The sequence below is a fragment of the Curtobacterium sp. A7_M15 genome (assembly GCF_030705415.1).
In the GTDB taxonomy this organism is placed as follows: domain Bacteria; phylum Actinomycetota; class Actinomycetes; order Actinomycetales; family Microbacteriaceae; genus Curtobacterium.
Genome location: NZ_JAUZED010000031.1, coordinates 20,624 through 34,218, shown reverse-complemented (window position 1 = coordinate 34,218; position 13,595 = coordinate 20,624). Strand labels below are relative to the sequence as shown.

Below are 13,595 nucleotides of genomic sequence, written 5' to 3'. Positions count from 1 at the left end.
GCGCCCCGAAGAGTCGGGGCGCAACGCCCGCAACGGGGCGCACGTGCGCAGAGCGGGGCGCACGTGCGCAGACCGGGACGCACGCGCGGGGCCCGGGAGGCGCGGCTCGTCCCCGCCCCGCCGGCCCGGCTCAGGCGAGCGGGAGCCGCATGAGCGTGAGGTCGAGCCAGCGGTCGAACTTGCGTCCGACCTCGGGCACGACCGCGACCGTGCTGAACCCGAGCTTCGCGTGCAGGGCTATCGATCCGGTGTTCTCGCTGCAGATCCCGGCCATCATGACGTGCCGACCCTCGGCCCGGGCCCGTGCGACCAGCGCGTCCATGAGGACCGTCGCGACGCCCCGCCCACGGAACGCCTCGACGACGTACACGCTGTGCTCGACGGTCAGCCGGTACCCCGGGTGCGGCCGCCACTGCGAGTACGTGGCGTAGCCGGCGACCCGCCCGCCGACCTCGGCGACGAGGACCGGGTAGCCGTCGGAGCGACGCTCGTCGAGCCACCCGTCGAACCACGAACGCGGGTGCGGCTCGTCCTGCCAGACGGCGGTGGAGTGCAGGACGGCGTCGACGTGCAGCGCGTGGACGACGTCGAGATCCCGCGGCGCGCAGTCCCGGACGGAGACCGGACCCGACGCGTTCGTCGCATATGCTGTCGTCATGTCTCACATCGTAGACGAGGAGTCAGGTCTCGCGGAACAGGCCCTCGGCGAGCGCCTGCAGCGACTCCGCACCGAGCGGAAGTGGAGCCTCACCGAGCTCGCCGAGGAGTCCGGGGTGTCCCGCGCCATGATCAACCGCGTCGAGCGGGGGGTGTCCAGCCCGACGGCGACGATCCTCGGGCGGCTCTCGGGAGCGTTCGGGCTCACGGTCTCACAGCTCCTGGACGAGTCCCTGGACCACGAGGTGCCCCGGGCGACCGACCCCGACGACGCGCGCGGCATCCAGCGCGGCGCGACCGCCGACTCCTGGACCGATCCCGACACCGGGTACCGCCGACGTCCGGTCTCGAGCGCGGCGTTCCCCGTGGACGTCACCGAGGTGCGCCTCCCGTCCGGCCGCGAAGTGGCCTACCCGGCGTCCGCCTACGCGTTCCTGCGCCACTGCATCTGGGTGGTCGACGGCGTGCTCGAGCTCGTCGTCGGCGGTGAGCCGACGCGGCTCGCGGCGGGGGACCGGATCGAGCTCGGAGACCCCGCGGACGTCGTCTACCGGAACCCGGGGGAGGAACCCGTGCGGTACGTCGTCGTGGTGGTCCGGGTGCAGTAGCCGCAGGAATAGGATCGGTCCCATGCGCATCCACCTCGGAACGGACCACGCCGGCCTCGAGTTCAACAAGACCCTCGCGACGCACCTCACCGAAGCCGGGCACGAGGTGGTGGACCACGGTCCGACCGAGTACGACGCGCTCGACGACTACCCCTCCTTCTGCATCAACGCCGCGCACGCGGTGGTGCAGGACCAGCGTGCGGGCGTCCAGGCGCTCGGCGTCGTGTTCGGGGGGTCGGGCAACGGCGAGCAGATCGCGGCGAACAAGGTCGAGGGCATCCGTGCCGCGCTCGTCTGGAACGAGTCGACCGCGCTCCTCGCCCGTCAGCACAACGACGCCAACGTCATCTCGATCGGCGCTCGGCAGCACACCGAGGACGAAGCGATCCGCTTCGTCGACCTCTTCATCGCGGAGCCGTTCTCGGGCGAGGAGCGTCACGCCCGCCGCATCGCGCAGCTCGCCGAGTACGAGACGACGGGGCACATCGCGGGCAAGCAGATCGACCAGTAAGGCCGAGTAGACAAGAGCAATGCCCGAGGGTCACTCCGTCCACCGCATCGCCAACCAGTTCACCCGGCACTTCGTCGGCAAACGCTGCGAGGTGTCGAGTCCGCAGGGACGGTTCGCCGCCGGAGCCGCCCAGCTCGACGGCACGCGGATGGTCGCCGCACGGGCGGTCGGCAAGCAGATGTTCCTCGAGTTCGAGGGCGACCGGTTCCTCCGCGTCCACCTCGGCCTGTACGGAGCGTGGGACTTCGCCGGCGACCTCTCCACCGCCGGGGCGCTGTCGGACGACGACGGCGAGGAGTCCCTGACGTCGATCGGCGCTCCCCGTCTCGCCCGGTACCGGATGGCCGAGCAGGAGAAGGTCGAGGACCCGATCGAGGCCTTCCCGCCGGAGCCCGTCGGGCAGGTGCGCGTGCGGCTCCTCACCGAGGACACGGTCGCCGACCTGCGCGGCCCGACGGCCTGCGTGGTCGAGGACCCGGCCGGCGTCCAGAAGGCACTGGACAAGCTCGGTCCGGACCCCATCAACGACGACGGTCCCGAGGCCGAGAAGACCTTCGTCGACAACGTGCGGAAGCGCAACGTCGCGATCGGGCAGTTGCTCATGGACCAGGCAGTCGTGAGCGGCATCGGCAACATCTACCGCGCCGAGCTGCTGTTCCGGCAGCGCATCGACCCGTACAAGCCCGGCAAGAAGATCACCGTGAAGCAGGCGAAGGCGCTCTGGCAGGACTGGTCGAAGCTCCTGCACGACGGCGTCCGCGACGGCCTCATGCTCACGATGGACGGACTCTCGCCCGAGGACCTCGAGCGGGCGAAGCGCTCCCGGAAGGACCGCCACTGGGTCTACCACCGCGAGGGCGAACCCTGTCGGGTGTGCGGGACCGAGATCCGGATGGCGGACATGGCCGGCCGCAAGCTGTACTGGTGCCCGAAGGACCAGAAGTAGGACTCCCGCCTACACGTCGCGGTGGGTGAACCGGCCCGCGATCGCGGTCCCGAGGACCCGGGTGCTCCGCACGGTCGTCGAGTCGCTCGTCGCGAGCGGATCGGCCTCGAGCAGCACGATGTCCGCGACGTCGCCGACGGAGACCCCGACCCGGCCGCCCTCGGTCGACCCGCGCCAGGCGGTCAGTGCCGCGAGCCGCTCGGCCGGGTGCCAGGGCTCGCGGCCGTCGCGGTCCCGTCCCACCGCGGCCGCCATCGACACCCACGGGTCGAGCGGCGCGACCGGCGCGTCCGATCCGAGCAGCAGCTCGGCGCCCGCGCGGTGGAGCGAAGCGAACGGGAACGCCCGGTCCGTCATGCCGGCCCAGTAGCGGTCGGCGATGTCCCGGTCGTCCATGGCGTGCTCGGGCTGGACCGACGCTGCCACGCCGAGCCGCGCGAACCGCTCCAGGTCGGTGTCCGCCAGCAGCTGTGCGTGTTCGATCGTGCCCCGCGCGCCGACGGCCTCGAACACGTCCAGTGCGAGGGTGTTCGCCCGGTCCCCGATGGCGTGCACGGCGGGGACGAGCCCGGCGTCGACCGCCCGGCGGACCATCGCGACGAGGTCCTCGAACGCGTACGCGAGCACCCCCGACCCGTCCGTCATCGCCGCCGTCCGCGTCCCGAGCGACCCGTCCGTGATGACCTTGAACGGACCCATCCGGACGAGGCCCCTGGTGCCCGGTACGACGTCACCGGTCCGCAGGCCCCGTGCGATCGCGGACTCCAGCTCGCCCGGGTAGACGCCCGAGTCGACCCGCAACCCGTCGGTCCCGGCCTGGACGCGCCGCGTCCAGCGATCGAGGCCGAACACCATCTCGAGGTCGCGCACCCGCGTCACCCCGCGGGCCGCTGCCGCCTCGACGGCGTCCGCCACGAAGCCGTCGAGCACCTCGTCGGGCACGCGGGAGAGCGCGCCGGTCACGTCGAAGGCGTCCTGCTCGCGGAGCACGCCGTCGTCGCCGGCGACGAGCGTCCGGCCGACGAGCGGAGCGAAGTGCTCCAGCGCCGCGGCGTTGCACCAGACCGCGTGCAGGTCACCGCTGATGACGACGACCGGGAGGCGCGGGTCGACCCCGTCGAGCAGCGCACGTCGTGCGGGGCGGGGCCACATCCCGTCGCGGTAGCCGTGGCCGACCAGGACGCGGTCCGCCACACCGGTCCGTGCCACCCCGGCGAGGAGGTCGGCGGTCGCCTCGGCCGAGTCGCACGCCGACACGTCGACACGACGGCGCACGAGGGCCCACTGGTCGAAGTGCACGTGGTGGTCGACGAGGCCCGGGCCGAGCCACGCGCCGGCCGCCTCGACGACGTCGGTGTCGGCGTCCGAGGGGTCGAGCGTGCCGGCCGGCGCGACGGCGGTGACCCGCCCGTCGACGATCCGGACGTCGGACGGGGCGCCCGACGTCCCCACCCGCCGGACGGTGCGCAGCAGGACTTCCTTCATCGAGCATCCTGAGCCGCCGCACGTCCCGTGTGGGCGCGTTCCATCTCGTCGGCGAGAGCCGGCGAGGCGTACGGGCCGTCACCGCGCAGCCCCGCGACGATCCGGTCGACGACCTCCGGTGCCTTGTTCTGCGAGAGCTTGGCGCGGGCGTCGAAGCGGGTGACCCGGATGCGGATCCCGACGGTGCCCTTGGCCATCCGGCGTGCCGTCTCCTCGTCGACCTCGAGGGAGACCGGCTCGGGCATCACGCGCTCGAAGTGGTCGACGAGCTCGCCGAGGACGCGGAAGTTCTCGTCGTCGGACAGGATCTCCGGCGTCCCCCAGCAGTGCGCGGTGACGTGGTTCCAGGTCGGCACGAACTGCTCGGGTGGGTACCAGGCGGGGGAGACGTAGCCGTGCGGCCCCTGGAACACGACGAGGACCTCGTGCCGACCGAGTTCGTGCGCGACCTCGTCCGGGCGTCCGACGTGCGAGACGAGGACGATCTCGTCGCCGTCGACACCCTCTTCGAGCAGCACGGGGTAGTGGGACGCGACGAGTCCGGCGGCGGTGTGCGACACGATGGTGGCCCACGGGTTCGCGGCGATCAGCCGTCGGACCTCGGTGACGTCGGTCATCAGGAAGTGGGGTGTGTGCCGCATGGCTCGAGGGTGGCACAGGTGGGCACCGGCGCGCGACGGATGCCGTTTCGGCAGTGTTTCAGAACGGTAAAGGTTTCAGAGATCACTGAAAGAAGTCTTGTGGTGGGCATTGCATCGGCCCTAGCTTCCTCGGCAACGACGACCGGGCCGGACCCGGGAGCGCGACCCGAGGAGCACGACATGCGAGGCAGGACGACGATCGCCGCGGTTGCAGCGGCGGCGACGGTGGCGCTGGTGGCAGCAGGGTGTTCGGCCGGCAGCACCGCCGACCAGACCTCCGGAGCGGGTGGCAGCCTGGTGTACGCCACCGGCGAGCCCGACCACCTGACCCCCGGACGCCAGACCGTGGCGTTCACCCAGGTGCTCAGCCTGTTCGCACCCCTCACCGAGACGGACTCGAAGGGGAAGCTGCACGACGTCGCCGCGAAGAGCGTCACCTCGAGCGACAACACCACGTGGACGATCACGCTCCGCGACGGCTGGAAGTTCCAGAACGGCGAGGAGGTCACGCCGGAGAGCTACGTCAAGGCCTGGAACCACACCGCCTACGGCCCGAACGCCTGGGAGAACAGCGGGGAGCTCGCCGCGATCGTCGGGTACGAGGACCTCAACCCGGCCTCGGGCACCCCGAAGACCAAGGAGATGTCGGGACTCAAGGTCACCGGGAAGGACACCTTCACCGTCACCCTCGACCACGCCGACAGCCAGTTCCCGCTCCAGCTCAGCCAGGCGCAGACCGCGTTCTACCCGATGCCCGAGGCCGCGTACGAGGACCTCAAGGCGTACGACGCGAAGCCGATCGGCAACGGGCCGTACGAGATGACCGAGCAGTGGAAGGCGAACCAGCCCTTCACTGTCCGCGCGTGGAAGGGCTACGAGGGCACGAAGGCGAAGACGGAGGACGTCACCTTCAAGAGCTACGCCGACATGAACACCGCCTACACCGACGTCCTGGCGGGCAACGCCGACGTCCTCTTCCTGCCGGCCGACAAGATGACGAGCGCCGGCGCGGACTTCGGGGACCGCCTGCACTCGTTCGACGCCCCCGGCATCGACTACCTCGGCTTCCCGCTCTGGGACGAGCGGTACGCGAACCCCGACGTCCGTCGCGCCATCTCGATGTCGATCAACCGCGAGCAGGTCAACAAGGCGATCTACGGCGGCCTGTACGAGCCGGCCACCGCGCTCACCCCGCCGAACATGTCCGGCACCCAGGAGGGCATCTGCGGCGAGGCATGCGAGTTCTCGCCGTCGAAGGCCAAGGCCCTGCTGCGGGAAGCCGGCGGGTTCGACGGGACGATCACGCTCGTCTACCCGGGCGGCAACGGTCTCGACTCGCTCTACCAGGCGTACGCCAACCAGATCCGGCAGAACCTCGGTGTCGACACCGTCGCGAAGGCCACCACCGACTGGGCGTCGTACTACTCCGAGCTCACCGACAAGAAGATCCAGGGCCCGCACTTCGGTCACTGGGGTGCGCTCTACGCCAGCCAGCAGAACACCCTCCGGGCCCTCTTCACGACGGCGGGCGGCTGCGCACCCTGCACCGGCTACTACCAGTCGGACGAGGTCGACCAGCTCCTCGCGAAGGCGGACTCGGCCGGCTCGCAGGACGAGGCGAACGACTACTACGCCCAGACGCAGAAGGCGGTCCTCGAGGACTTCCCGATCGTCCCGACGTTCTTCGACAAGTACTCCTACGTCGTGAGCGACAAGATCGCCTCGCTGCCGGCCGTCGACGGCAGCCCGGTCGTCCCCGGCATCACCGTCAAGTAGGGGTCGGCAGCACCACATGGACCAGCGCACCATCCTCCGCCTCGTCGCAGCGGTCCCCGACCGCGACGGCTTCCCGCTCGTCGACGACCTGCACGCCCGGTTCGACGCGCTCGCCGCCGCGCACCCGGACCGGGTCACGGTCACGCGGATCGGGACGAGTCGGCTCGGCGAACCGCTCCACAGCTACCGCATCGGTTCCGGGTCGCACGCCGCCGTCATCGTCGGCGGCGTGCACCCGAACGAGCCGATCGGCTCGTGGACGGCGCTGCACCTCGCCACGTGGCTGCTCGAGGACGCGTCGACCGCGGCGGCGCTCGACACCACGTGGCACATCGTGCCGACGATCGACCCGGACGGCATGCGGCTGAACGAGGCCTGGTTCCACGACCCGCACGACCGGGCCCGGTACGCGCGGCACTTCTACCGTCCGGCGCCGGACAGCCAGGTGGAGTGGACGTTCCCGAACAACCACAAGTCGGTGTACTTCGACCAGGTGCTGCCGGAGACGCTCGCGTTCATGCGGCTCATCGACGACACCCGGCCGGACCTGCTGGTGTCACTGCACAACGGCGAGATGGGCGGGGTCTACTACTACCTGTCGGAGGACCTGCCGGACGTGATCGACACCCTGCACGCGGTGCCGGCGGCGCTCGGCCTGCCGCTGGACACGGGGGAGCCGGAGTCGCCGTACCTGCGGGAGCTCGCCCCGGCGGTGTTCGGCATGGACGGCATCGAGGCCGCGTACGACTACCTCGAGGGCCTCGGTATCGACCCCGCCGAGCACATCCACGGAGCGTCCAGCGCGGCATGGGCGATGCGGCACGGTGCGCTCTGCATGGTGGCCGAGCTGCCGTACTGGAGCCACCCGGACGCCGACGACCAGACCCCGACGACGGAGTCCTACGCGGACCTCCTCCGCCGCTGCGCCGGCGCGCTCGGTGCCTCGGGCGCGGAACTGCAGGAGATCCTCGACGCCGCGTCCCCCATGCTCACGATCGAGTCGCCGTTCCTCGAGGGGTCCCGCGCGTTCATCCCGATGATGGGCGGGATGACCGAGGCCGACCGTGCCCGTGCCGACCGCGAGCCCGCGGACCGGACGGCCACCGTCGCCGAGCGGTTCGGCTGCGAGGACCTGGTGCGCTGCTTCCGCCTGCGCTACGGCGGCATGCTGCTCCGTGCGCTCGAGGCCGAGACGACCGCGGGGACCGCCCCCGCGCCGCTGCGGCGGCTCCGCGACCGCCTCGCGGAGCGGTACGCGACCTGGCAGGCCGACGAGGCGACCGGCGCGGAGCCGATCCCGATCAGCAGACTGGTGGGGGTGCAGTTCGGCGCGATCCTCGCCTGCGCAGCGCACGTGGCGGGGCCGACCCGCGCCTCCCGTCCGTCCCTCGCGACCCCGGTGGGGAGCGGCGCGTGATGCGCCCGGCGCTCGCCGTCGGCCGCCGGGTCGGCGGACTGGTCGTCGTCTTCCTCGGCGTGACCTTCCTCATCTACGCGATGACGTTCGCGCTGCCGGGCGACCCCATCAAGGCGCTCGGCGGCGACCGGCCGCTGAGCGACGCCGTGGTCCGGGCGCTGCGAGCCGAGTACCACCTCGACCAGCCGCTGTGGCTGCAGTACGTGCAGTACCTCGCCGGGCTGTTCCGCGGGGACTTCGGCACGGACTTCAGCGGCCAGTCCGTCGGTGAGCAGATGGCTTCGCGCTGGCCGGTCACGATCACGCTGGCGCTCACGGCCTGGGCGATCGAGATCCTGCTCGGCATCGGGCTCGGCGTGGTGTCCGCCCTCCGCCGCGGGACCGTCCTCGACAAGACGGTCCTGGTCGGCACGATCGTGGTCGGCGCCGTCCCCGTCTTCGTGCTCGGTGTCGCGCTGCAGCTCGTGTTCTCGGTCCGGCTGCACTGGTTCCCGGTCGCGGGTGCCACGGCCGGGTGGCCGACGGCCTACGTGCTGCCGGCGTTCGTGATCGCCCTGTTCGGTCTCGCGGCGGTGTCCCGGCTGACCCGGACGTCCATGATCGAGACGCTCGACGCGGACTACGTGCGGACCGCCCGGGCCAAGGGGCTCGCTCCCGGCCGGATCGTCGGTGTGCACGTGATGCGCAACTCGCTGATCCCCACCGCGACCTACCTCGCCACCGACCTCGGGTACCTGATGGGCGGGACCGTGATCGTCGAGGGCATCTTCAACCTGCCCGGCGTCGGGAACCTGCTCTTCCAGGGCATCCGGTCCCACGAGGGCGCCGTCGTCGTCGGCATCTCGACGGCCCTCATCCTGGTGTTCCTCGTCACGAGCGTGCTCGTCGACCTGCTGCACGCCGCCCTCGATCCTCGCGTCCGGACAGGAGCCGCCGCATGACCACCTCCGCCATCGGCGCCACGGTCCCGTCTGCCGTCGCCACGAAGCGGCGTCCCCTGCGCGCCGCCGTCCGTCGTCCGGGGTTCTGGCTGCCGGCCGGTGTCCTCGCCGTCGTCGTGCTCGTCGCCGTCTTCCCGGGGTTCTTCGCCGGCTTCTTCGGTCACGGCGACCCGCGCGTGTGCGACCTCGGGAAGAGCGGCGCGTCGCCGACCGTCGGCCACCCGTTCGGCTTCGACCTGCAGGGATGCGACGTGTACGCCAACGTGGTCTACGGGACGCGCTCGTCGATCGCCGTCGCCGTCCTCACCACGACGCTCGCCGGGATCGTCGCCGTCGTGGTCGGCACCGTCGCCGGCATGGTCGGCGGGTGGGTCGACGCGGTCCTCGCCCGACTCACCGACGTGTTCCTCGGCTTCCCGTTCCTGCTCGGCGCCGTCGTCGTCCTGAACAGCGTGGGGGAGCGTTCGGTGCTCACCGTCTCGCTCGTCCTCGCCCTGTTCGGCTGGCCGACGATGGCGCGGCTCGTGCGCTCGAGCGTGCGGAGTGTCCGGAACGCCGAGTTCGTGCTGGCCGCGCGGACGATGGGACTCTCGACGTGGCGGATCACGACCCGGTACGTGCTTCCGTCGTCGATCTCGCCCCTGCTCGTGCTCGCCACGATCACCGTCGGCGGCGTCATCGTGTCGGAGTCGTCCCTGACCTACCTCGGCATCGGGCTCGAGAGTCCGGCGATCTCGTGGGGGCTGCAGCTCTCCGCGGCGACGTCGCAGTTCCTCCGCGCGCCGCACATGCTCGTCGCGCCCGCCGTGTTCCTCGCCGTGACGGTGCTCTCGGTCATCGCGCTCGGGGACACGCTGCGCGCCGCACTCGACCCACGACGGCGCTGATCCGTCAGACTCGACCCACCGCCCCTCGAAAGGACCACCGTGACAGACACCCTCGCCGCGTACCGGAAGACCCTGCCCTACATCCACGAGTGGGTGTCGTACAAGGTGTGGCAGCTGCGCGTGCCAGGCGTGCAGGTGGCGATCGGGTACGGCGACGAGGTCGTCTTCGACGACGCCTGGGGCTACGCGGACGTCGAGGCCGGGCGACGCCTCACCACCACCGACCTGTTCCGTATCGCCTCGCACTCGAAGACGTTCACCGCCACCGCGCTCCTGCAGCTCGCCGAGCGCGGGTCGCTGCGACTCGACGACGCGGTGGGCACGTACCTCCCGGCGCTCGTCGACGGCGGGTCGCCCCTCGCCGACGCCACGATCCGGGAGCTCATGGAGATGGGGGCCGGCGTCATCCGGGACGGCCACGACGGCGACTACTGGTCACTGCTCCGGCCCTTCCCGGACGAGCAGGAACTCCTCGCGCTCGTCCTCGACCGCGGGCAGAAGGTCCCGACCGGGTCCTCGTTCAACTACTCGAACCTCGGCTACTCCCTGCTGGGGCTCGTCATCGCCGCGGTGTCCGGCCGGCCGTACAACGACTTCGTCCGCGAGTCGATCACGGAGCCCCTCGGGCTGCGGAACACCGGGCCCGACTGGGACCCCTCGCGCGCCGACGACTTCGTGGTCGGGTACACCGGGTTCCACACCGCGCGGCGCCGGCAGCGCATCGAGCACGTCGACACCCGCGCGATGGCCGCGGCGACGGGCTTCCACGGCACCGCCTCGGACCTCGTGCGGTACTTTTCGCAGCACGTCATCGGGCAGGGCTCCTTGCTCGAAGACCACTCGAAGCGCCTCGCACAGCGCAAGGCGTGGAGCGCGACGGACGACCCCGCGGCGCGTGGCTACGGTGCCGGGTTCATCGTCGACCGCATCGGCGGCCGGGAGATCCGCGGCCACTCCGGCGGCTTCCCCGGGCACATCACGCAGTCGATGTTCGACCCGGCGTCCGGCCTCGTCGTCTCGGTGCTCACCAGCGCCGCGGCCGGCCCGGCGACGCTCATCGCCACCGCGATCATCACGCTCCTCGACGCAGCGGCCGACGCCGACGCCCCGGGCACCCCGGTGCCCGACGACGTCGACACGGACACCTTCACGGGGCGCTTCGCGAACCCCTGGGGCGTCAGCGACATCGCCCGCGTCGGGGACCGGCTCGTCGAGGTCGACCCGTCGAGCCCGGAGCCGCTCGACAGCCCGACCCGGCTCGAGGTCGTCGACGCCGACACGCTCCGGATGACCCACGGCAACCGGTTCGGGTCGATCGACGAGGACATCACCTACGACCGCGACGCCGACGGCACCGTCCGGTCGATCCGCGCCGGCGGCGGCATGACCGAGGAGCCCTGGACGATCCCGTCCGAGCGCCCCGAGGTCGCGGCGGGACTGGCACCGTGAGCGGCGACGACCGCGCCGACGTCCGCGCGCACACCGTCGACGACGTCGTCCTCGAACCCGAGCGGCAGACCTTCGTCGAGGAGTTCGCCCTCATGCTCAACGACGCCGCGGGCATGCCCCTCACCGACGCGCGGGTCCTCGGGTACCTCATGATGACCCGCGCCCCGCACTCGTCGTCGGCCGACCTGCAGGCTGCGCTCGGGGCCAGCTCGGGTTCCGTCTCGATGGCGACCAGGCGGCTCGTCGACTCCGGCTTCGTGAAGCGGCACACCGTCCCCGGCGAGCGCAGCCACTACTTCCGCGCCGAGGCGGACGTCTGGGGCTCCTGGCTCGCGAGCGAACGCAAGTACCTCGACCGCCAGCGCGACGTCATCGGCCACGGACTCGCCGTCGTCGAGGCGGCCGGCCGCACCGGCTCCGGCGACGTCGACGCCGAGGTGCGCGAGCGCCTCCTCAACGGCCGCGACTACATGCAGTGGCTGCAGGGGTACCACCGCAAGATGCTCGAGGAGTGGGAGGCGTTCAAGACCGCCCGCGACCACCCCGACCGATCGGAGACCCCGTGAACGACGTCCTCACCGTCGAGCACCTCAGCGTCACGTTCGACGTCGACGGCACCCCGGTCCGCGCGGTCGACGACGCCTCGTTCACCGTGGGTCGCGGCGAGGTGGTCGCGGTCGTCGGCGAGTCCGGCTCCGGCAAGAGCATGACGGCGATGACCGCCATGGGCATCGCTCCGGTCGGTGCACGGGCGACCGGCAGCATCCGGCTCGGCGACCTCGAGGTCCTCGACGCCGACGAGCACACGCTGCGGGCCGCGCGGGGTCGCCGGGTCTCGATGATCTTCCAGGACCCGTCCGCGGCCCTCAACCCGGTCTTCACCGTCGGGTTCCAGCTCGCCGAGGCCGTCCGTCGCGCCGAGGACGGCCTCGACCGAGCTGTCGTCCGGGAGCGGTCCCTGGAACTCCTGCGCGCCGTCGAGGTCCCGGACCCCGAACGTCGGCTCGGCCAGTACCCGCACGAGCTCTCCGGCGGGCAGTGCCAGCGCGTGATGATCGCCATGGCACTCGCCGCCGACCCGGACCTCCTCATCGCGGACGAGCCGACGACCGCACTCGACGTGACCGTCCAGGCCGAGGTCCTCGACGTCCTCCGCCGGCTGCGCGAACGCACCGGGACCGCGATCCTGCTGATCACGCACGACATGGGCGTGGTGGCCGACATCGCCGACCGGGTCGTCGTGATGCGGAGCGGCACGGTCGTCGAGAGCGGCCCGGCGAGCGCGGTCTTCGCCGCGCCCGCCGCCGACTACACGCGCGAACTGCTCGCTGCCGTCCCACGCATGGGCACCGCGGCCCAGGAGGCGCGGGTCGACCCCGCCACGGATCCTGCCTCGGCCGTCCTGGACGTCCGGCACCTCGTGGTCGAGTACGGCGGCGCGCTCCGTGGGCGCTTCCGTGCCGTCGACGACGTGTCGTTCACGGTCGGCCGTGGTGAGATCGTCGGCCTGGTGGGGGAGTCCGGCAGCGGCAAGACCACCATCGGCCGCGCCGCCATCGGTCTCGCACCGATCACCGCCGGCTCGGTCCTGGTCGAGGGGACGGACGTGGCGGGCGCGCACCGTGCCTCCCGTCGGGCGATGCGTCGCCGGGTCGGCGTCGTGTTCCAGAACCCGCTCCGGTCGCTGAACCCGCGGTACACGGTGGGGCAGACGGTCGCGGAGCCGCTGCGACAGATCCTCCGCCTGCCGGCGGCCGAGGTCGCGCCCCGTGTCGAGCGGCTGCTCGCGGACGTCGGCCTCGACGGCGGCTTCCTGGAGCGGTACCCGCACGAGCTGAGCGGTGGACAGCGGCAACGCGTCGCGATCGCCCGTGCCGTGGCGCTCGATCCCGCACTCCTCATCGCGGACGAACCGACGAGCGCGCTCGACGTCTCGGTGCAGGCCCGCGTGCTCGACGTCTTCCGTGAACTCCAGGAGCGCCTCGGGTTCGCGTGCCTCTTCGTGACGCACGACCTCGCCGTGGTCGACACCCTGTGCGACCGGGTCGTGGTGCTGCACGGCGGGCGTGTCGCCGAGCAGGGGAGCCGCGACGCGATCCTCCGCTCGCCGCGGGACCCGTACACACGGCAGCTCATCCAGGCCGCGCCCGTGCCGGACCCGATCGAGCAGGCCGCGCGTCGTTCCGAACGGCTGGCATCGCTCCGGACGTGAGCCCGGGCGGCCGCACGTTCTGCCCGGCTCGTGACCGTTCTGGTTCGCGGGACCCGGGATCTGCG

General features: G+C 71.7%; 13 protein-coding genes. 10 read left to right on the top strand and 3 right to left on the bottom strand.

The window, feature by feature from the left end:
* Nucleotides 1–130: 130 nt before the first annotated feature.
* The gene (locus tag Q7F20_RS08045; RefSeq protein ID WP_305739588.1) at nucleotides 131–658 is read right to left on the bottom strand and encodes a GNAT family N-acetyltransferase; all 528 of its coding nucleotides are present in this window, start codon (nucleotides 656–658) and stop codon (nucleotides 131–133) included.
* Here Q7F20_RS08045 and Q7F20_RS08040 point away from each other — a divergent pair.
* From Q7F20_RS08040 to Q7F20_RS08030, 3 genes are read left to right on the top strand one after another with little or no spacing between them, the layout of a single operon-like run.
* Nucleotides 657–1,265, top strand: coding sequence for an XRE family transcriptional regulator (locus Q7F20_RS08040; protein WP_305739587.1), 609 nt, complete (start codon nucleotides 657–659; stop codon nucleotides 1,263–1,265). The two genes, Q7F20_RS08045 and Q7F20_RS08040, sit on opposite strands and share 2 nt — an antisense overlap.
* A 22-nt stretch (nucleotides 1,266–1,287) precedes the next feature.
* A complete protein-coding gene (locus tag Q7F20_RS08035; protein ID WP_305739586.1) occupies nucleotides 1,288–1,776 on the top strand; it encodes a ribose-5-phosphate isomerase in 489 nt (162 codons plus the stop codon).
* 19 nt (nucleotides 1,777–1,795) lie between these two features.
* The gene (locus tag Q7F20_RS08030; protein WP_305739585.1) at nucleotides 1,796–2,722 is read left to right on the top strand and encodes an Fpg/Nei family DNA glycosylase; all 927 of its coding nucleotides are present in this window, start codon (nucleotides 1,796–1,798) and stop codon (nucleotides 2,720–2,722) included.
* Nucleotides 2,723–2,731: 9 nt separating this feature from the next.
* On the opposite strand, the gene Q7F20_RS08025 is transcribed toward Q7F20_RS08030, so the two are convergent.
* Together Q7F20_RS08025 and Q7F20_RS08020 are read right to left on the bottom strand one after the other, a co-directional pair.
* Entirely contained in the window at nucleotides 2,732–4,207 is a 1,476-nt protein-coding gene (locus Q7F20_RS08025; protein ID WP_305739584.1) for an amidohydrolase, read from the bottom strand.
* Nucleotides 4,204–4,848: an FMN-binding negative transcriptional regulator gene (locus tag Q7F20_RS08020; RefSeq protein WP_305739583.1), complete on the bottom strand. Its 645-nt coding sequence runs from the start codon at nucleotides 4,846–4,848 to the stop codon at nucleotides 4,204–4,206. Before Q7F20_RS08020 ends, Q7F20_RS08025 begins: the two co-directional genes overlap by 4 nt.
* A 180-nt stretch (nucleotides 4,849–5,028) precedes the next feature.
* On the opposite strand from Q7F20_RS08020, the gene Q7F20_RS08015 reads away from it, so the two are divergent.
* From Q7F20_RS08015 to Q7F20_RS07985, 7 genes are read left to right on the top strand one after another with little or no spacing between them, the layout of a single operon-like run.
* Nucleotides 5,029–6,624, top strand: a complete 1,596-nt coding sequence (locus Q7F20_RS08015; RefSeq protein WP_305739582.1) for an ABC transporter substrate-binding protein — start codon at nucleotides 5,029–5,031, stop codon at nucleotides 6,622–6,624.
* A gap of 16 nt (nucleotides 6,625–6,640) precedes the next feature.
* Nucleotides 6,641–8,041 carry a M14 family zinc carboxypeptidase gene (locus Q7F20_RS08010; RefSeq protein WP_305739581.1) on the top strand — a complete coding sequence of 467 codons (1,401 nt, stop codon included), beginning with the start codon at nucleotides 6,641–6,643 and terminating at the stop codon, nucleotides 8,039–8,041.
* Nucleotides 8,041–8,982: an ABC transporter permease gene (locus tag Q7F20_RS08005; RefSeq protein ID WP_305739580.1), complete on the top strand. Its 942-nt coding sequence runs from the start codon at nucleotides 8,041–8,043 to the stop codon at nucleotides 8,980–8,982. Before Q7F20_RS08010 ends, Q7F20_RS08005 begins: the two co-directional genes overlap by 1 nt.
* Nucleotides 8,979–9,869: an ABC transporter permease gene (locus Q7F20_RS08000; RefSeq protein WP_305739579.1), complete on the top strand. Its 891-nt coding sequence runs from the start codon at nucleotides 8,979–8,981 to the stop codon at nucleotides 9,867–9,869. Before Q7F20_RS08005 ends, Q7F20_RS08000 begins: the two co-directional genes overlap by 4 nt.
* A gap of 39 nt (nucleotides 9,870–9,908) precedes the next feature.
* Entirely contained in the window at nucleotides 9,909–11,318 is a 1,410-nt protein-coding gene (locus tag Q7F20_RS07995; RefSeq protein WP_305739578.1) for a serine hydrolase, read from the top strand.
* Nucleotides 11,315–11,884, top strand: a complete 570-nt coding sequence (locus Q7F20_RS07990) for a GbsR/MarR family transcriptional regulator (RefSeq protein ID WP_305739577.1) — start codon at nucleotides 11,315–11,317, stop codon at nucleotides 11,882–11,884. Before Q7F20_RS07995 ends, Q7F20_RS07990 begins: the two co-directional genes overlap by 4 nt.
* Nucleotides 11,881–13,530, top strand: coding sequence for an ABC transporter ATP-binding protein (locus Q7F20_RS07985; RefSeq protein ID WP_305739576.1), 1,650 nt, complete (start codon nucleotides 11,881–11,883; stop codon nucleotides 13,528–13,530). Before Q7F20_RS07990 ends, Q7F20_RS07985 begins: the two co-directional genes overlap by 4 nt.
* Nucleotides 13,531–13,595: the final 65 nt, after the last annotated feature.